General features: G+C 41.1%; 14 protein-coding genes. 5 read left to right on the top strand and 9 right to left on the bottom strand.

All coding sequences use genetic code 11. The features are described 5' to 3' along the window. Nucleotides 1-40: 40 nt before the first annotated feature. From AAC073_RS22825 to AAC073_RS22815, 3 genes are read right to left on the bottom strand one after another with little or no spacing between them, the layout of a single operon-like run. Entirely contained in the window at nucleotides 41-1,093 is a 1,053-nt protein-coding gene (locus AAC073_RS22825) for a 2-oxoacid:ferredoxin oxidoreductase subunit beta (RefSeq protein ID WP_339926140.1), read from the bottom strand. Then, nucleotides 1,068-2,933, bottom strand: a complete 1,866-nt coding sequence (locus AAC073_RS22820) for a 2-oxoacid:acceptor oxidoreductase subunit alpha (protein ID WP_339926139.1) — start codon at nucleotides 2,931-2,933, stop codon at nucleotides 1,068-1,070. Before AAC073_RS22820 ends, AAC073_RS22825 begins: the two co-directional genes overlap by 26 nt. After that, entirely contained in the window at nucleotides 2,930-4,711 is a 1,782-nt protein-coding gene (locus tag AAC073_RS22815; protein ID WP_339926138.1) for an FAD-dependent oxidoreductase, read from the bottom strand. Before AAC073_RS22815 ends, AAC073_RS22820 begins: the two co-directional genes overlap by 4 nt. A gap of 433 nt (nucleotides 4,712-5,144) precedes the next feature. On the opposite strand from AAC073_RS22815, the gene AAC073_RS22810 reads away from it, so the two are divergent. After that, complete coding sequence (locus AAC073_RS22810) at nucleotides 5,145-5,675, top strand: dihydrofolate reductase family protein (RefSeq protein WP_339926137.1); 531 nt, start codon at nucleotides 5,145-5,147, stop codon at nucleotides 5,673-5,675. Nucleotides 5,676-5,756: 81 nt separating this feature from the next. Here the strand turns inward: AAC073_RS22810 and AAC073_RS22805 are convergent, their stop codons facing one another. Next, nucleotides 5,757-6,326: a GNAT family N-acetyltransferase gene (locus tag AAC073_RS22805; RefSeq protein ID WP_339926136.1), complete on the bottom strand. Its 570-nt coding sequence runs from the start codon at nucleotides 6,324-6,326 to the stop codon at nucleotides 5,757-5,759. Nucleotides 6,327-6,581: 255 nt separating this feature from the next. Here AAC073_RS22805 and AAC073_RS22800 point away from each other — a divergent pair, with 255 nt between their 5' ends. The 3 genes from AAC073_RS22800 to AAC073_RS22790 all read left to right on the top strand — a co-directional run bounded on the left by AAC073_RS22800 (nucleotide 6,582) and on the right by AAC073_RS22790 (nucleotide 11,175). Continuing rightward, nucleotides 6,582-7,817: a sialidase family protein gene (locus tag AAC073_RS22800; RefSeq protein ID WP_339926135.1), complete on the top strand. Its 1,236-nt coding sequence runs from the start codon at nucleotides 6,582-6,584 to the stop codon at nucleotides 7,815-7,817. 125 nt (nucleotides 7,818-7,942) lie between these two features. After that, a complete protein-coding gene (locus AAC073_RS22795; RefSeq protein WP_339926134.1) occupies nucleotides 7,943-9,046 on the top strand; it encodes a DUF5009 domain-containing protein in 1,104 nt (367 codons plus the stop codon). Between the two features lie 20 nt (nucleotides 9,047-9,066). After that, a complete protein-coding gene (locus AAC073_RS22790; protein WP_339926133.1) occupies nucleotides 9,067-11,175 on the top strand; it encodes a VCBS repeat-containing protein in 2,109 nt (702 codons plus the stop codon). A 719-nt stretch (nucleotides 11,176-11,894) separates the two neighbouring features. Here AAC073_RS22790 and AAC073_RS22785 read toward each other — a convergent pair. The 5 genes from AAC073_RS22785 to AAC073_RS22765 all read right to left on the bottom strand — a co-directional run bounded on the left by AAC073_RS22785 (nucleotide 11,895) and on the right by AAC073_RS22765 (nucleotide 17,467). Next, nucleotides 11,895-12,503: a hypothetical protein gene (locus AAC073_RS22785; RefSeq protein ID WP_339926132.1), complete on the bottom strand. Its 609-nt coding sequence runs from the start codon at nucleotides 12,501-12,503 to the stop codon at nucleotides 11,895-11,897. 374 nt (nucleotides 12,504-12,877) lie between these two features. Then, nucleotides 12,878-13,843, bottom strand: a complete 966-nt coding sequence (locus AAC073_RS22780; protein ID WP_339926131.1) for an alpha/beta hydrolase — start codon at nucleotides 13,841-13,843, stop codon at nucleotides 12,878-12,880. 73 nt (nucleotides 13,844-13,916) lie between these two features. Continuing rightward, nucleotides 13,917-15,233, bottom strand: coding sequence for a hypothetical protein (locus tag AAC073_RS22775; RefSeq protein WP_339926130.1), 1,317 nt, complete (start codon nucleotides 15,231-15,233; stop codon nucleotides 13,917-13,919). A 4-nt stretch (nucleotides 15,234-15,237) separates the two neighbouring features. Continuing rightward, nucleotides 15,238-15,987: a glycerophosphodiester phosphodiesterase family protein gene (locus AAC073_RS22770; RefSeq protein WP_339926129.1), complete on the bottom strand. Its 750-nt coding sequence runs from the start codon at nucleotides 15,985-15,987 to the stop codon at nucleotides 15,238-15,240. 214 nt (nucleotides 15,988-16,201) lie between these two features. Then, nucleotides 16,202-17,467, bottom strand: coding sequence for a hypothetical protein (locus AAC073_RS22765; protein ID WP_339926128.1), 1,266 nt, complete (start codon nucleotides 17,465-17,467; stop codon nucleotides 16,202-16,204). 489 nt (nucleotides 17,468-17,956) lie between these two features. Between AAC073_RS22765 and AAC073_RS22760 the strand changes: the two genes are divergently transcribed. Further along, complete coding sequence (locus tag AAC073_RS22760) at nucleotides 17,957-18,190, top strand: hypothetical protein (RefSeq protein WP_339926127.1); 234 nt, start codon at nucleotides 17,957-17,959, stop codon at nucleotides 18,188-18,190. Nucleotides 18,191-18,788: the final 598 nt, after the last annotated feature.

The following is an 18,788-nucleotide window of genomic DNA, read 5'->3' as shown; positions in this document are numbered from 1 at the left end:
TGTGATTGTACTTATTTCGAATGCCATGGTATCAGGATTCTTACCTGAATCCCGCATTGATGGTGTCCAGTTTTTCCGTTCCCGGACACAACGTATTTTCCTTCATGGTATTTAAAGGTGTATCGGAAGTGTTGATGATGTGATGCAGGTCACCATATTCGGTATTGATATAGAGCAAGCCGGTGAGTATTTCATCCTTTAGCCGTGCTTGCTGAATGGCATTGGCTGCGGATACCCGGTCTTCGGGATCCCAGTCCGGTGCCAATTTGTGTAACTTCATCTCAGAGCCATCATGTAGAGATACAGCCGTGCCCGTACCTTCTTCGTATTCGGCATGAATGGGTTTTTCTTCAGGGACAAAATCCAAGGTGCCAGTAGCCTGCATGTGTTCCCGTACATAATCATAGGATTTGGTGGATCCCGGATTGTTATTGAAAGTAACACAAGGAGACATCACATTGATAAATGCCAGGCCTTTGTGTTGTATGCCGGCCTTGATTAGGGGAACCAGTTGCTGTTTGTCTCCACTGAAACTTTGGGCAACAAAGGTAGCTCCTAATTCTACTGCCAGACTGGCAAGGTCCACAGGCTGGAACGGGTTGATAGACCCCGCTTTGCTCTTAGACCCCAAGTCAGCAGTCGCCGAATCTTGTCCTTTGGTAAGGCCATAGCAGCCATTGTTCATCACGATATAGACCATGTTTAGGTTTCTACGAATGGCATGCACAAACTGACCCATGCCGATGGAGGCCGTGTCCCCATCTCCTGAAACGCCAAAGTACACCAGGTTTTTATTGGCCATATTGGCACCTGTAGCCACAGAAGGCATCCTTCCATGCACAGAGTTAAAACCATGAGAATTGCCTAAAAAGTAGGCAGGGGTTTTGGATGAGCAACCAATTCCGGAGATTTTAGCCACCAGATGGGGCTCAATGTCCATTTCGTAACAGGCTTGTACGATGGTGGCGCTGATGCTGTCATGACCACAACCTGCACAAAGGGTGGAAATACCTCCTTCGTACTCCTTAAGTGTATACCCAAGTTTGTTTTTAGGAAGATTGGGGTGTCTAAATATAGGTTTCAGATAAGTCATGAGCTACGGCGGTTTTTTGCTTTAAATAATTGGAGATTTGTGAAGCGATGTCATCGGCAGTAATGGGCATGCCATCGTAATTCAGCACAGGGACTAATTTCGCAGGGTTGGTTTGCATTTCATTAATGATCAAGCTGCGAAGCTGTCCATCCCTGTTTTGCTCGATGATGAACACGAGTTTGTGTGACTGAATAAATGCTTCAGTTGCTTCCCCAAATGGAAAGGCTTTGATACGAATAGCATCCAGGTGAATGCCATTTTCATCCAACATGTCTTTGGCCTCTTCGGATGAATAAGTGGACGTTCCGAAGAAAAGAATGCCTATCTCCTGCTGGTTTTCTTCTTGATACAATTGAGGCTCCGGCATTATTGTTTTTGCGGTTTCCCATTTGGTCAGCAGTCGCTTCATATTGCGCACATAAGCTTCACTGCTTTCAGTATATACAGCGTACTCATCTCTGGACGTTCCTCTGGTGGTGAAGGCGCCTTTGGAAGGGTGGGTACCAGGATAGGTTCTGTAAGGAATACCATCTCCTTCATTGTCCAGGTATCTTCCGTACCTGCCCATGGCTTCCAGTTCTTCTCTGTTGAATACCTTTCCTCTGTCGTATTTTTTTTCTGCATCCCATTCGAATGGCTCGCTCATGTGATCGTTCATTCCCAAGTCCAGATCAGTCATCAGAATGATTGGCGTCTGAAGTCGATCTGCCAAGTCAAAGGAAGTGGCTGTCATGTCAAAACACTCCTTGGGAGTAGAAGGGAACAATAAAGGGTGTTTGCTGTCTCCATGAGAGGCATAAGCAGCGATGGTGATGTCTGATTGTTGTGTTCGGGTGGGCATGCCTGTACTAGGGCCAGCCCGTTGTACATCTATCAGTACGGCAGGCACTTCGGCAAAATAAGCCAAACCTATAAACTCATTCATTAAGGAAACACCCGGGCCACTGGTGGCTGTCAGTGACCTGGCTCCGTTCCAGTTGGCGCCGATGACCATCCCCATGGCTGCCAGCTCATCTTCAGCTTGTACCACCGCGTAATTTTTCTTCCCCGTTTCGGGGTCTATGCGGTATTTGCTTGCAAATTTCTCAAATGCTTCGGCCACAGAAGTTGAAGGGGTGATGGGGTACCATGCCATTACCGTTGCTCCACCATATACGGCACCCAGTCCACATGCTGTATTGCCATCCACCAAGATTTTATCCTTGACGAGGTCTCTTCTTTCCAGTCTTATAGGTAGGGGGTAGTCAAAATGCTTTTTGGCATAATCCATCCCCAGTTGTAGTGCTTTTACATTTGGAGCGATCAGTTTTTCCTTGCCGGCAAACTGTTCTTTGAGCAATGTCTCCAGGACTTCAAACTCTATGTTTAGCAAAACAGAAAGGGCACCTACATAGATAATGTTTTTAAACAGCTGTCGCTGTCTTGGGTTGCTGTAGTTTTCATTGGCCATTTCCATCATGGGGACTCCCAAATAATGGATATCCCCCCGGATCATATCTGTATGCAGTTTTTTGGTGCTGTCATACATGAGGTAGCCTCCGGGGTGGACGCTTTCTATGTCCTGCATCATGCTTTGGGCATTGACTGCCACAAGCAGGTCTATGCCTTCTCTGCGGCCCAGGTAGCCCTTTTCACTGACTCTTACTTCATACCAGGTAGGTAAACCCTGGATATTGGAAGGGAATATATTTTTAGGCGTGACGGGAATTCCCATCCTGAATATGGCTTTGGCAAATAGGAAATTGGCACTGGCGGATCCGGTTCCGTTGACGTTGGCAAATCGCGCTACAAAATTATTTACTCTTGCTTGAGGGTGGGCAATGGCTTGTTGCTCCTTCATATACTTCCTGCTTTTGTTACACTGTAAAAATATTGTTGCATGTCCCAGGCGGAGGTAGGACATCTTTCGGCACATAGCCCACAGTGAAGACAAACATCTTCATCTTTCACCATTACCCGGCCGGTTTTGAGTGTGTCTGATACTAGTATGTCTTGTGACTTATTAGTTGCCGGCACCAGTAGTTTTTGTCTCAATTTATCTTCTTCTGGTTCATTCCCTGTAAAGGTGATGCAGGAGGTGGGACAGACGTCCATACAGGCATCGCATTCTATACAGAGATCAGTGGAGAATTCCGTTTGTACATCGCAGTTCAGGCAACGCTGGGCTTCCTTGAAACCTGTGGGTAGGTTAAATCCAAGTTCGACCTCTTTTTTCCGGTCTACCAATGTCAGGGATTTCTCTGCCTGTGGTACCAAAAACCGTTGATCTTTGGTCACAGGGCTGTCGTAGCTCCATTCATGGATGCCCATTTTGGTGCTGAACAGCTTGGTGAATGGGGCAGGCCGTTGCTTCAGGTCTTTTTCTTCACAAAACAGGTGCATGGATACCGCCGCCTGGTGCCCGTGCGCCACCGCAGTGATTACATTTTCTGGTCCAAATGCAGCATCTCCACCAAAAAAGACCTTAGGATTCGTAGACTGAAAGGTGACCTTGTCTACCGTAGGCATTTCCCATTCGTTGAATTCAAGTCCGATGTCCCTTTCTATCCAAGGGAAGCTGTTTTCCTGTCCTATGGCTATCAAAACCTCGTCAGCTGCTATAAATACGTCCTGCTCGCCGGTTGGAATTAGCTTTCTTTTGCCATTGTCATCATAGACAGCTTCCACCTTTTGGAATTTCATGCCTATAAGCTTGCCATTTTCTACTTCAAAACTAAGGGGGACATGGTTGTCAAAAATATCAATGTCTTCATGCTGCGCATCTTCTTTTTCCCAAGGAGAGGCTTTCATGTCCTTGAATGGGCTTCTAACGACTACTTTTACACTCTCTCCACCCATTCGGCGAGAGGTACGGCAGCAGTCCATAGCGGTATTTCCTCCACCGAGGACAATTACCCTTTTTCCAATTTTTTTAGTATGTTCAAAAGCCACACTTGCCAACCACTCGATGCCGATGTGGATGTTGGCATCAGCTTCCTGCCTTCCGGGAAGTTTTGGCAGGTCACGCCCTCTGGGGGCTCCTGTACCTACAAATACCGCGTCATAATCCTGCTCCAGCACAACTTTCAGGCTATCTACAAAATGCATAAACTGGGTGTGAATGCCCAAATCCAGAATATAATCTACTTCCTCATTGAGGACTTCTTCTGGAAGCCGGAATGCTGGGATTTGACTTCGCATCATGCCTCCTCCGGCAATCTGCTCGTCAAACAGGTGGATCTCATAGCCCAAAGGTGCAAGATCTCTGGCCACTGTCAATGAAGCAGGACCACCGCCTATTAAAGCGATTTTCTTGCCGTTGGATGGGAAAGGAGCCTGAGGCATTAGGGATTTGACATCTCCTTTGTTGTCTGCGGCCACTCTTTTTAACCTACAGATAGCTACAGGCTCTTCTTCTACTCTTCCTCTTCTGCATGCAGGTTCACAGGGGCGGTCACAGGTTCGGCCTAAAACGCCTGGGAATACATTGGATTCCCAATTGATCATGTAGGCTTCTGTGTATTTCTCTTCTGCAATTTTTCGGATATACTCTGGGACCGGGGTGTGGGCTGGGCAGGCATACTGACAGTCCACTACCTTGTGGTAATATTCCGGATTACTCGTATCGGTAGGCTTCATTGTATATTTTGGGTTTTGACCTTTACTTTGTGGGAGGAAAGGTCGTTGTTGCTAATTCAGATTAATTTTAGAAAACTTAACCCTGCAAAACAAATTATTGGTGAATATTTTTAACGATAAGCCTATTTTTACTTCTTTCTAAATAATCATTTGTGATTTTTAGTAGCTGTTTTTTTTAAAAGAGCATAAGATTTCTGTGGAATTTATTTAACCTGGCCCAAGGTATTTGTTCCTATCCAATTGATCGATTGGATTTATTTTACCCTATAGGATATTTTTTAAATGAACAATCATGATAACGTTATGCATTGTCTAATGAAAAATTAGGCCTATTTTGGCCATGAATTCAAAATGGATTAGCTCTCAGGTTTTAGGAATATGTTGTGTAGTGTTATTAAACCTTTGGTAGTAATAATTTTTAAAGCCAATTATATTGAGGAAAATTAAATTGTTTATAGCCACTAGCCTAAATGGAAAAATTGCTAAACCAGATGGAAGTGTAGAATGGTTGGAAGCCATCCCAAATCCGGGAGAAATTGATCATGGCTATTCCGATTTTTATAAATCTATCGACACTACTATTCAAGGCAATACTACCTACAAGCAAATCCTAAGTTGGGGTATTGATTTTCCTTATTCCGATAAGAAAAATTATGTTTTTACGCGGAACATGGATTTAGAAAATACAGAACAAGTCACCTTTATTGCTGACAAGCATCTTGATTTTGTCAAACAGCTTAAAGCAGATGAAGGAAGAGACATTTGGCTTATTGGGGGAGGTCAATTGAATACGATGATGCTCAATGAAAAGCTTATTGATGAAATTCAAATTTTTGTAATGCCCATAGTTTTGACTGAAGGTATTGAATTATTTGAAAATCTTCCTAATGAAACAAATTTGACGCTTATCGAAACTAAAGCTTATCCTACAGGAGCCGTTGAAATAAAATACCGAGTGGTTTAAGGGCAATACAACCACTACTGTTTTCTCAAAGTTTGAAGAATGAAAATCTTACCTCCTAAGGTATTGTGTTTTGTTTTTAAACTATTCTTTAACTTTTGGCCTCAATTGTAGGTGTTTCATTTTCTTGCCAGCCAATGTTTTTCTACCAATAAGTTCAAAGCCTAACTTCAAGTACAGTTTCTCAGCATTTGGATTGTCTTCATCAACCAATAAGCCTATTGTTCTTTGGTCGCTCTTGACATATTTATCAATTGTAAATTTTAATAATGCTGTTCCGGTGCCCTTCCCCTGATGACTTCTACTAATGCCTAGTGAATCTATATAATACTCACCTTCCTGAGTTTCCTCTTCATGGTGAAAGCCTATTCCAAAATGGGTTTTGATATAAGCGATTATTGGCGCCCTTAAGCTTTCCAATTTTCCACCATCATAAATATTCAAAGTTCCTATAACTTCATTTCCACTTTCGACTACCAGGCAATTTTCATATGAATATTGATTGTTTTCTTTTTCAACAAAGTAGCGTAAAAATGACTTTGCTTTTTTGTGGTCTTTCATTCCAATAAATGCATAGAGAATTTCCTCCATGGCAAGGAATAGCTGTTCTGTAATTGTTTCGGCGTCTACTTTGTTTGCTTTCCTTATTACCATCAGTTTTTTTTTTTTCTCTCCAATAGCTAGTTATTCTCAACTCCCTTGATTGTTCGGGTATAGTTAGCATTTGATTTCTTCGTATTTACCAAAAATATGGGTATTTCTCTAATCAATTGTTCAGTGTTTTTTATTTCACCTTACCAACCAGATAAAAGTACGCTATTTTGTGAAAAAACGGTGGTTTATGAGGTTGGTTTTCCGTATGTTTCCTTATTATTGGTTGATAGTCCAACTCCCCAAAAAAACTAATGCATGGCGAATAGAAGAAATTTCCTCTTTAAAAGTACCGTTTCCCTCCTGACACTGAGTCTTCCTCAAGCAGGCTTCTCCTTTTCGAAGGCCCGGCTGGCTCCGGAGTTTACGGTTAGCTTAGATGTGGTGGCCAAGTTATTTGATGGCAAACAATGCTGGGTGCATCCACGTGCAGGAACGGTGAATGGTTCAAAGGAAGTTGTTATGACCATGAGTACACTTGATCTGGAAGGAAGTGATGTTTTTAAAGGCATGTATCAGATCAAGAGTAAGGATGGCGGCAAGACCTGGACAAAGCCTCAAAAGTCCGATTCTTTAGCTCCTAGAATGGAAACCATAGCTGGTGTAGAACGGCCCGTAGCGGCTGCTGACTTTTGGCCCAAGTGGCACAAAAAATCAGGTGTGTTATTGGGGACAGGCCATACTATTGTCTACACCCCCGACTGGAAAGTTGACCATCCCAGGCCAAGGCATACGTCCTATTCGGTTTATGATCCAAAAAATGAGGAGTGGATGCCATGGATGAAATTGGAAATGCCAGAAGGGGAAGAACTTTCAAGTTCAGGAGCTGGATGCGTGCAGCGTGTAGACCTGGAAGATGGCTCTATTCTATTGCCTGTATACTACACGCCTCCCGGAAAAAAATCCAGGGTGGCAGTTTGCCTTTGCAGTTTTGATGGCAAGAAATTGCAATTCGAAAAGATTGGAAACTCCTTATGGGTGGATAATGATAGTAGAGGTTTGCATGAACCTTCTTTGATGGAATTTGGTGGGAAATATTTTCTTACCATTAGAAATGACCTGCAAGGGTATATTACCACCAGTGAGGATGGCTTGCATTACGATGCCATCAAGCCTTGGACTTTTGACGATGGCTCTCCTCTAGGCAACTATAATACCCAACAGCATTGGGTCAGGCATTCTGATGCTTTGTTTTTGGTATATACCAGAAGAGGCGCAGACAATGACCATGTTTTCAGGCATCGTGCGCCTTTGTTTATGGCAGAAGTTGACACAGTAAAACTGGCTGTAATTCGAGATACAGAAGTTGCCTTGGTGCCCGAAAGAGGAGCAAGGCTGGGTAATTTTGGCGTTACAGAGATTAGTCCAAAAGAGACATGGGTGACTGTTTCTGAATGGATGCAGCCAGAGGGCGTAGAGAAATATGGCAGCGATGGAAGTGTCTATGTTGCCAAAATCAATTGGGAAAAACGCAATAAACTATTTGGTAAATAGGCACTCACATTTGGGATTACTCAATAAGACATACACCGCTGTACTTGTATTTGCCTGTAGTGTGTGGAATCTTTGTTAAAATAAAATGATATATTACTTACCACCAACCACCAAAGCGAAATTTCATGATTGAACAAACCATCAAGCCCAACCGAATCCTTTCAATAGATGCATTGAGGGGATTTGACATGTTGTTTATAATTGTTGCTGACCGATTCTTTGCCCTTTTACATAAGGGGGCTCAATCACCTCTAACGGGTTTTTTGGCCAACCAATTTGATCATCCCGAATGGTTTGGGTCTACTTTTTACGATATTATTATGCCGCTGTTCCTATTTATGGTGGGGGCAGTTATTCCCTTTTCCTTGTCAAAGAGAATGCAGGAAAATACAGGGAGAGCTAATATTTATAAAAAACTCTTCAAGCGGGTTTTCATCCTCTTTTTCCTGGGGTGGATAGTTCAGGGAAATCTACTGGCATTGGACGCTGATACTTTTAAGGTTTTTAGCAATACGCTTCAGGCGATTGCGGTGGGCTATTTCTTTTCCTGCCTGGCCTTTATTTACTTAAGCAAAAATGGACGTTATGTCATGTTTGCAGCCTGTTTGGTGATTTATGCCTTGATACTTACTGTTCCCAATGTCCCAGGTGTTGGTAGAAGTGTAATTCTTCCAGACCAAAATTATGCCTTGTATTTTGACCACTTGGTTTTGGGACGATTTGACGATGGTTATCAATACACTTGGGTATTGACTGGCTTTGGTTTTATCGCCACTACGCTATCTGGACTTTTTGCCGGGGAGTTAATTAAATCTAATCTTCCCCGAAACAAAGTCGCACTCTACCTATTGGTCATAGGTGTTGCTGGTTTGGGATTGGGCATGATTTGGGGAATCTGGCATCCAATTGTCAAAAAAGTATGGACCAGTTCATTTGTATTGGCCTCCTCTGGGGTTTGTTTTATTTTGATGGCCCTGTTTTATTGGATCATTGATGTAAAAGGCAAAGTGAAATGGGCATTTATGTTTAAAGTGATCGGTATGAATGCCATTACTGCTTATGTGCTTTCTCATGTAATCAGCTTTCCTGATATAGCCCATTTTCTATTGTATGGTTTGGAGCAATACACAGGGGCGTATTATGGGGCTTTGACGACACTTGGTGGCTTTGGTCTGCTTTACCTAATTCTTTGGTACATGTATAAAAACCATACCTATATAAAAATATAGTTCAAAACTTCTTTGCATTCATGACCTTACCCATTAAAACCTGTCTACCTATTTTAGCAATAGGTAGCCTTTTATTCTTTTCCTGTGGAACGGATCAGCTATCTGGAGAATCAAGCCTGTATGGTGACAATATGCTACATAAACTTGCGTACAATAATCCTGGCTTGTTGGTAGACCTGGATGCTGGCTTTAAAGCGGTCCCTATGCCGATGGACTTTGATGGAGATGGTGACTTGGATTTGCTTGTTTCTGAATCTGGTAGCTATACCGAATCCGGGATTTTCTATTTTGAGAATATTTCAGGTAATACAGAAATGCCTGTTTTCAGAAGAAGGATGAAAGTATCCTTTGAGAGGAGGAGATTGGGAGACGATGGCTCCAGATTTCAGGCATCTGAAATGGAGGGTAGGGTACATGTACTGACTCCAGATAGGGTAAGGGAGAAATTATTGATTTATAAAAATGTGCCTGAAAATGTTTTTTGGGATGACAATGAAGTTATACTTCCATTGGAAGGCTACGATTACTTGCACAATTGTAAAACAGAGTGGAAAATCATTGATTTTGATGGAGATGGTGTGCATGATTTGATGGCAGTAGCTACGCGAGACAAACCCAGAACCTACAGAGGAAGAGTAGGGGAACTGGCCAATAACCTGGAGTTCGTAACAGATGGCAAAAGTCATGTATTGTTTTTGAAAAACAGCGGTACCAATGAGGATCCTGTTTATGAAAATCCTCAAAAGCTTTTGAAATCAGATGGCTCTCCTCTATCAGAGGGACTTTCTATGAAACCCATGTTTGCAGATTTTGACAATGATGGAGATTACGATTTTTTGAGTATCGGTAAAAATCATGAGAATTTTGACATTGATTGGAACGAGGATTTTATCGTTTATTTTGAAAATATTGGTTCGGCAAGCGATCATGAATTTTCAATTGGTAGGGCTTTGACTATTGATGGCTTGCCCATTCAGTATGAATCGAGGGCCACCATGCACCAGACTGCTATAGATTGGAACAAAGACGGTTTTATGGATATTTTGGCTGGGGATGAAGATGGAAAAATTTCTTGCCTCAGGCATACCGGAGAGGTCAAGGAAGGAGTGCCACAATTTGCAGCACCAGTATATGTTCAGCAAGAAGCCAAATATGTAGATTTTGGAGCTTTAGTGGCTCCCAGAATCTTTGATTGGGATGGAGATGGATTGGATGATATTATTAGTGGAAATGGCGTGGGACATATAGGGTTTATTAAAAACCTGGGAGGAAAAGATCCTATCTGGGATGCTCCAAAGTTATTAGAGGTTGATGGAAAGCCTATCAGGTTGATCCAAACGGAAGCCCTTCCCAATACTGAGAAAACCATCTGGGGTTATTCTACCATTGATGTTGGCTACTGGGATGAGGATGATTTGCCGGATATTTTGGCCAATGAACACAATGGAAATATTGTTTTTATCAAAAATATTGGCACCAAAACGGACCCTAAACTTGCGGCTCCACAACCTCTGGAAGTGGACTGGGAAGGAGAACCACTTCGACCAGCCTGGGTGCCGGGGGTAGCGGCAGCAGACAATGAGTTATTGGCTCCCTGGAGAACATCACCTTTGATCATGGATTTTAACGAAGATGGATTAAATGATCTGGTCATATTGGACCATGAAGGTTATTTGGCGGTTTTTCCCCGGGAAAAAGTTAATGACAAACTCGTGTTGTCGCATCCGCAGCGGAATTTTGTCTTTCCTGACGGTCAGCCAATTTTACTAAACCAACGCACAGGTTCCAGTAGCGGACGCTTAAAAATTACTTTTCACGTTTGGGATGGAGATGGACTTAAAGACTTGATTGTTTCTTCCAAGCCGGCAGTAGACTGGATGAAGAATAAAGGCATGAAAGATGGTAAATTGGTTTTGGAATACATGGGCAGGGTGCTTTCTCAAACCCTGATGGGGCATACCGATGGCCCTGTGGTTTCTGATTTCAATAAAGACGGTGTGCCGGATTTGATAGTAGGTACCGAAACGGGGCAATTTTATTATTGGCAACGCTCAAGTTATGACATTACGTCTACCATGACCACGGAAGGAAAACAAGGCCCTGCCGATTATCCGTATTTTAAGAGGTAAATGCCTACCGTCATAGCGAGCCTAAGTGAATCAACCTGAATGGTAACGCCAGCGCAAAGATTTCGAATAGGGTCATTTTATAACGTATTACGTATACCTATTCCCACATACTGCCGCAGTCGCAGGGTCGATTTATGTTACTTTCCTTGTACATTTTGCTCCCTCGCAGTGACTACAATACCCCAGCCTAAGTTATTGGCCCTAGGTAACTAGGTAACCAGTATTAATTGACACTTTTTTGCCGGTATTGTTGCCTTTTCTTGCAACGAGGCCGTTCAAATCTTTATCCATTTTAGGGGCCTAATCTTACTATTTAAATGTTTTAGAATCAGGGATTGTTTTCTTTTTACGGATATCATTTGTGCAAATTGTATGCGATTTTACTTCGTTTCCCATTTTATTGTGGCACCTTCAATAGATTCTTTTATCCACTAATTGCGGCAGTAATTATCAGAAAGAATAGCAAGGAGTTTAAAATAAGTCTCAAAGACGCAAAACCAAAACGCTTATCTTTAAAAAGACTGCCAGCTGTGTTTTTGAAAATCAATGATAAGAGCCAAATAATGGCAATGACGTTGATAAGGGTAAAGAAGGATAGAAAATAAAATAGCACTGGAAGATCTAAAATCCTGTAAAAGATACCATATAGGACATACATCAAAACAGTAAAGATTGAGGTGTTGCTATTCCATGAATTGATTAGACGATCATTGTTTTTATTACAAAGCATAGTAACAATCAGTAAAATCCAAAATCATTAGTCCTATACCAACCCATCCAAGTGCTCTACGGCCGACTAAACGTAAAGCTTTAACTGTGGTTTGAACACTACCCAAAGCTCGGGTATTCCTCATCAGGTCATACATCCCTGTAATGCCTAACGCCGTATTGAGACATGAACGTATTCTTGGATCGATAGAAAAGTTGTAATTTGAGTAATTTATTGCAAATGAAAGTTCTGCGAGTTGTTGATCAGAAAAATCTTCAATCTCTCTTATTTCATGGGTAGACATTTTATTTAGATCTCCACTTCTAGCAAGGTTATTTAAAAACTTGCTGTGTAAATTTCTCCCATTTTTAATAAGAGGATCTAGAGAATTTTTAATTTCTTTTTCCAAAATATCAGCACTGATTCTTCCGTTTTCAAATTCATATTGAATTTCTGCAATATTGCCAATAATATTTTTTAACTCTTTATGAGAAAGCAGGTCTTCTCCCTGAATTTCAAAGCTATCAAAAGTCTGGGAATCATGTAAATTTTCATCACAGGAAAAGATGGGAAATATTGAGAAAATGATTAAAACTGTTTTAATTCTTTTAGTAAGCATTTTAAAACCAATTTATAGATTATAATTGGCCATTTCGCTATGGAACACGTTATCAAAAGGCTATTAATAAAGGCGACTGAATTGTATAGGGAATAATCCAACCTTTCGATTTTTACAAAGACAAACCTAAATTTAGAAAAATGGCTTGAAGGAAAAACAACTAAACCAACATTTTTTAAGACAAAATCTTAATTGTTGATACCGACAAACTTATTTATTGTTCGCATTCTATATTATATATAAAAAAAAAATAATTGAGTTTCAAATTTTTTTTGTTTTTTTTTTAAATAAAATATATTCCTAAAGTTGCCTATTCTTACAGATAACCGCGTTCATTTAGCCGATACGGGGGAGCTGGAGCAGCTATTCCCATATCATAGGTATTTCTCCAAAAATGCATCAATATAAAATTGCGCATATTCATTTACTTTTTTGGAAGCATCCATGGTATGCGGCCATCCTTTGAGTCGATGGTAATCATGGGGCACACCGGCCTCACCCAACCAGCTGGCAAGAGAATCCGACTGGCTGACAGGAACCAGTGAATCAATTGTTCCCTGAAAAATTAAAGTAGGAGGGTCATCAGCACTGATGAAAGTACTCGGTGAACCGAGTTTGTAAAGTTCTGGATTTTTTTCATAGGAAACACCCATAAAACTTTGAACCTGCTCTGTGGTAATCGAATAGGGGGTCGTGAGATCTACTGGTCCATAAAAATCTACTATGGCCTTCACTTTGCTGTCTGGGCCTTGTTCGCAATCCTGATTAAACACTGTTTCATCTCCTCCATAACCAAGCAATAAAGAGAGATGGCCACCGGCAGATCCACCGATCAGCACCATGCGGTCCGGGTCAATGCCATAATCAGCTGCATGCTGTTTTACCCACTTGATACCACAATTGACATCCTGGGCTGCTGCCGGAAATTTCGCTACTCCTGAAAGTCTATAGGAGAGGGTTACCGTTACAAAACCTTTCTGGGCATAATCGATCATATAAGGTAAATAATCCTGACGTTTACCTTTTTTCCAGGCTCCACCATGGATAAATACCATCGTAGGGGCAGGAGCTTTCAAGTCTTTCTGTTTGTAGATGTCCAAGTGTAAATCAATACCTCCTATGGTTTTATAAGTAACCTCTTTTATCGCCTCTAAATTATCTGGTACTGGAGGCTTTGAATCGATTAGATCCAACATTCCCAAACCGTAGGCCATTTTGAGGAGCGTTTCATTCATGTATCCTTTGGGTGCTTTGAGTGGCCGTTCAGGATCAGTATCAGCTGTTTTGCATCCCACCACACAGAATAAGATAATAAGTACTAGGAGTAGTGTATTTTTCATAATTATTTATTTACGCAAGTGTTCTATTAAAAACCAAGGAATTACATATTCCCAAAACAACTCCATTAGGGTGCTAATAAACATAAATAGGATTGGTATAAATCCATGGTGTCCATTCTTTTCTCAGGTCGATTCTTGCCACTATTCGGTAATTGCCTTTGTCGCGAATCAAGTATTCATATTCGTAATTTTCCTCGGTTTCTTCTATAAGCTCCCCATTCTGGTAAAGCTGAAATTTTACGGGAAATGGGGATAACACTTTCAATTTATTGGCAGCAGCCAGGTTTACAGAATCCCCCAAAATGGCTGTTAAGCTATCCGCATCATTTACCGCAAAATATTGAAAGCCGTCCCCTTTGGCCAGGCTTTCAAAGGAGACAAAAAGGTGTCCTAATTTAATATGATCCCTAATATTTACATTGGTAAAGGTGTCGCAATAGACATAGTTATTGGCATGGTTGTAAGAGTTGAAATAAGGATCCAATTCCCATTTAAAGGCCCAGCCGTATTTGTCCGCTTCTCCCATTAGCAATTTGTCAAACCAATTGGCCTCCCTTATCACCAAGGTGTCTGCATTGGGACCAACCCATTCTATTTTTTCGTCTTCAAGATGTCTGGCCCTGAAACTTTGATTGTTGTGTGCGTCTACTCCGGCTACCCCTACAATCTTCCGGTTTTGGTTTAGCCGGTCCCAGTTGGTCAATATCTCCGTTTGTTCATCATAAAGGTCCCTGAACATCCAATGCGTGTATTTTTTTGGATTCAATAACCTGTTGAGAAGAATGGGGAATATCCCTTTCTCATCCTTCATGTCTGTATGGATATTGTAAATCTCCATGGCTTGATAATCCTGATTCCCCCAATCATGCTCATCCTCTGAATGGACATAAATGGCCAATCCATCACTTTCGACTATCTCCCGAATGATCTCGCTTTCTGGTCTGTCCCAGTCAATTACTGTGCTGTCAAAAGGACTGACCATTAGGCCGGAATTATGTTCTGTGCCGGATTCTATGATGATGCCTTCGTAAATTCCTTGATACCCCCGCGGAAAAGTGTCCAGCTGATTGCGTTTGTGATCTGAATTGAAAATGAACTGAAGTTCTGCTTTTTTTGCTCCATCCATTATTTCAGGTAATAAACCTCTGCTATCATGTGACCAAAAAGTGTGTGAGTGAACAGCCCCTTGATATAAAGGCATAGAAATAACCTGTGGAGGCTTTCGGTATTTTTCCCATAGTTCATTTCTTGCTTTTTCCAATTGGGGGTAGGTCACCCACCGGTTCCAGAGGGCTGGGCTAATTTTTACCAAGACCAGCAAAAGGATAAGTACCATTGACCCTAAAAACAAATATTTAAACCATTTTAATATTTTAGCTTCAGTACGCATGTTGCTAATTTAAGTTTTTTAGAAAGCCAATAAGCGCCTCGGGTTTGTCTGTTTGAATACCATCAATTCCCCATTCAATCATTTTTGTCCATTCAAGCTTTAAATCCTCCAGGCTGTTTTTGCTTTCATCCACAAATACAATGGCCTCTTGTTCATGTACTGTTTTAGAGAAAGAAAGGCTACAGTTTCTCATTCCACTGGCGATCACCTTAGGTTGGTATTTAGTCAAAACATCTTTTAGGTTGCTTTCTTTCCCCGGGTCAGGCATTGGAAAACAGTTGGCGCAGTTCTGCCGGACTTTTGAAATATTTTCCTCATCATTACCATGCATAAACCAGACAATGTTTTCCTCCATTTTATATTGACGAATCAATGGGAGTAACGCGCTAGGATCTGCATCCTTCAGGTCCAGATAAATACCTATTTTACCCTGACAAAGCTTTAGTATTTCTTCAAAAGTAGGTATTCGGGTGTTTTGCCATTCTTCAGCAATCTTTTTCCCAATAGCCAATGCTTTCAATTCAGCCAGATTCATGTCTTTAATAATTCCAGATTTGCCGTCTACATAAGCATCAATACTGCTGTTGTGCACGCTTACAAATTGCTTGTCAAGGGTTGTTCTAAGATCTATTTCTACAAAATCACAGCCCAGATCGATGGCTTTTTGGTAAGCTGGGAGGGAATTCTCAGGAATACCTTCATGTGCGCCCCGGTGTGCAATTACATAAGTGTGGCCATTTTTTGGTGGTGGCAATTGTGAGTAACAGCTGTTAGGAAGCAGTGAATAAAACGAAATTATTAAAAGTAAAAACAGAATTTTTATTGTGATTATGTCGCTGTTAGTCATATTGAAAATTTCTTTTGTTTTAAAGTAGTTACATGCCAGTTAAAATGCTAAGCAATTGATTCCTTGCTGGCTAAAGTTGATTTTTTTCTATTCGTGTGAATTAAATAGGATACCGACAAGATCATAGTTTGGTACCCGGACTCTCTTCAATCAATTGCAGCGCTTCCTCTATATACACCTCGGCAGTTTCTTCACCAAGACTTGTTTTGGATATGTATTCATAGCGTTTGAAACTGTTGAAATCTTCTTTAGTAAGGATATAACCAAAGGCATCATTGGTCAGACCAAACAAGAAGGGATGGTCTGTATTCATTTTCCTTTTCAGGTAGTAACCTATATTTGGTAAGGCTTCCCCCGGTATGGTAAGGATTTGGGCTGAGCCAATGTTCAAAAGGTTTATCCTTGTTTTTAGCCTATAGCCCTCTGATATTTTTAGTCCCATTTCAGAATGGTCGATCAACATTTTCATCAGTGGAGAAGTCACAGGTAGCTGGATTTCCTTTGAGGTTGTGAACAGTGTGGGGGCTGTTTGCAGGGGAGCTTTATCCACAATTGACAAGGCTTGGTCTGCCAATAATTCACCGATTCTAATACACTCTTCCCAATCTCCAGCTTCCTCGCCTTCGGGTCTTCTGTTGTCAGCAGTAACCATTCCTCCTTGTGCTCCATTCATGAAAATCGCCATCCCACCTACTTTGGCTTCAATGCGATTGTACAGGGGCCCACAAAGATCAGGAGATAAAATGCCTTTTTTATTGCCAATGACTTCCGGATGGATGGCATAATTGACCAGTGTGGCGATTGCCTTGTCTTTGTTTTCCCCTGTGGTACCAAAAGCTTGAATGACTCCACAGCGAGGGTCATAAAGATCAGGCGCATAATAATTGTAGGCGATTTTCCCTTCGGCCTCTCCAACGGCTATTTTTAAGGCCGCAGGTTCCATGTTTTCCATGGCTTCATTGACTGCATCTGCCACTTGCTTGACACACCATTCCAGGTAGTCAAAATCTGCCAGTACTTCTCCCTTTTCATTGGGGAAGCCATAAGCATCAGGCGCACTGTGGGTATGGGTAGCTCCGATGAGTATATTTTCAGGAGGGATGCCCTTGATAAGGGCTTTTGATTGATCGCCTAGTACGGCAGGCCACCCTAAGTTGTCTATACCTACTATCGCCACCCTGACGCCATTTTGTTCCATCAACATGGCCCGAACAAAAAGGTCGCCCTTTTTCTCCGTTGCCGGAATCGGGGTTCCCACTCCACCAGAAACGGGAATCAAAGGATCAGGGGTAATTACTCGCAGGGCAGCGCCTACTTTTAATTCCTGTGCATAAAGGGTCGAGGAACAAAAAAGTATACATGCGAAAAGATAAATGAGTTTTTTCATGGGTTGTTATTGTGTTAAACCTCAAAGGTTCACTTAGATTACGAGAAATTATAGGTTTAGTACTACTTGGTTTGGGTAGGATAAGGGGGTTGGGGAAGTTTTTATTGGAAATGCTATTTTCAATCAAGAGGTTGTTTCTAATTCTATGCCTTAATGGAAGCATTTCAAATTTAGCTTTATCGATTAAACGTTAGGTAGCATTGTGCTAATTGTTTGACCATTCGTATTTTTTACGTAATTTTCTTACAGGTGTATGTATCTGTTTGTGAGTGATGTGTCGTTGGTCTACCTATTGCTACTGGAGATTGAGGAAAGAGTAAGTATTTCGGTATTGGCCTTTTGAAACTGATGGTGGATATATAGATTCCAACATTTATTTTGGTTATTGCTAATTGGAAACACGGCAACTTCCGGATACCCAGGACGCAAAAACTAGTTGTTCCACCTAACAATTCATAAAATAATATCTTTGATAAAATGTTAAATAAAATGGATTTAGAAGCTCGGAAAATAGAATTTGTACAGGAATTTCTAAAACTTCAGAGCGAAGAAGCTATCTCTCGTCTTGAGGGTATTTTACGAAAAGAAAGGGAATTTATCGAAAAGCGAATACTCGAACCTATGACTCAAGATGAGTTGAACAAACGGATTGACCAATCAGAATCTGATTTTCAAAACAACCGATTTAAAAGTAGCTCAGATCTTTTAGCTAAATATAAGTAGTTACAATGAAAGTTATTTGGTCTGACTTTGCTGAAACTCAACTTGACGAAATCTATGATTATTATGAAAAAAAATGCAAGTTCAGTCGTTGCGAACAAACTTGTAAAAGACATAATATATGAGACGCAAAAGTTAAGAAAAGTACCTTTAATTGGACAAGTAGAAGAATTTTTAAAATACAGAAAAATTAAATATCGATACTTCATTTTCAAAAACTACAAGATTAATATACGCTGAAGGTTTTCAAGAAGAATTAATAAGAATTTATGATGTTTTTGACACCCGACAAAATCCCTCAAAACTCAAACGAAATGGATAAGGTAAGCTCTATTAAAAGTCTATAACCCAATTCTATTGCATTTAATTCTTTGATCAATTGGGTCATTGTTTCTTAGGACTAGCCAAAGGAGTTGGAATTAAGTACTCGTAACCCTATGTCTTCGACTCCGCTCAGCCGCCGGGGGTTCAGAAGGAGCCAAGCGAAAATGTATTAAAATAAAGTCATTCTTCTTTTTCAATAGCCCCTAGCTTTAGCTGGGGGAAGGTAGGTGTGATTGGTTTTTTTGGGGCTTTAGCCCAATGTTTCATTTATTGAGGC

Origin of the sequence: uncultured Cyclobacterium sp., assembly GCF_963977555.1 — a bacterium.
Taxonomy (GTDB): Bacteria; Bacteroidota; Bacteroidia; order Cytophagales; family Cyclobacteriaceae; genus Cyclobacterium.
This window is presented reverse-complemented; position numbering and strand designations above follow the sequence as displayed.

Excerpts from the sequence above, each read along its gene's own strand:
- AAC073_RS22825 (WP_339926140.1), bottom strand. The coding sequence starts at position 1,093 with ATGACTTATCTGAAACCTATATTTAGACACCCCAATCTTCCTAAAAAC.
- AAC073_RS22820 (WP_339926139.1), bottom strand. The coding sequence starts at position 2,933 with ATGAAGGAGCAACAAGCCATTGCCCACCCTCAAGCAAGAGTAAATAAT.
- AAC073_RS22815 (WP_339926138.1), bottom strand. The coding sequence starts at position 4,711 with ATGAAGCCTACCGATACGAGTAATCCGGAATATTACCACAAGGTAGTG.
- AAC073_RS22805 (WP_339926136.1), bottom strand. The coding sequence starts at position 6,326 with ATGGTAATAAGGAAAGCAAACAAAGTAGACGCCGAAACAATTACAGAA.
- AAC073_RS22800 (WP_339926135.1), top strand. The coding sequence starts at position 6,582 with ATGGCGAATAGAAGAAATTTCCTCTTTAAAAGTACCGTTTCCCTCCTG.
- AAC073_RS22795 (WP_339926134.1), top strand. The coding sequence starts at position 7,943 with ATGATTGAACAAACCATCAAGCCCAACCGAATCCTTTCAATAGATGCA.
- AAC073_RS22790 (WP_339926133.1), top strand. The coding sequence starts at position 9,067 with ATGACCTTACCCATTAAAACCTGTCTACCTATTTTAGCAATAGGTAGC.
- AAC073_RS22785 (WP_339926132.1), bottom strand. The coding sequence starts at position 12,503 with ATGCTTACTAAAAGAATTAAAACAGTTTTAATCATTTTCTCAATATTT.
- AAC073_RS22780 (WP_339926131.1), bottom strand. The coding sequence starts at position 13,843 with ATGAAAAATACACTACTCCTAGTACTTATTATCTTATTCTGTGTGGTG.
- AAC073_RS22775 (WP_339926130.1), bottom strand. The coding sequence starts at position 15,233 with ATGCGTACTGAAGCTAAAATATTAAAATGGTTTAAATATTTGTTTTTA.
- AAC073_RS22765 (WP_339926128.1), bottom strand. The coding sequence starts at position 17,467 with ATGAAAAAACTCATTTATCTTTTCGCATGTATACTTTTTTGTTCCTCG.
- AAC073_RS22760 (WP_339926127.1), top strand. The coding sequence starts at position 17,957 with ATGGATTTAGAAGCTCGGAAAATAGAATTTGTACAGGAATTTCTAAAA.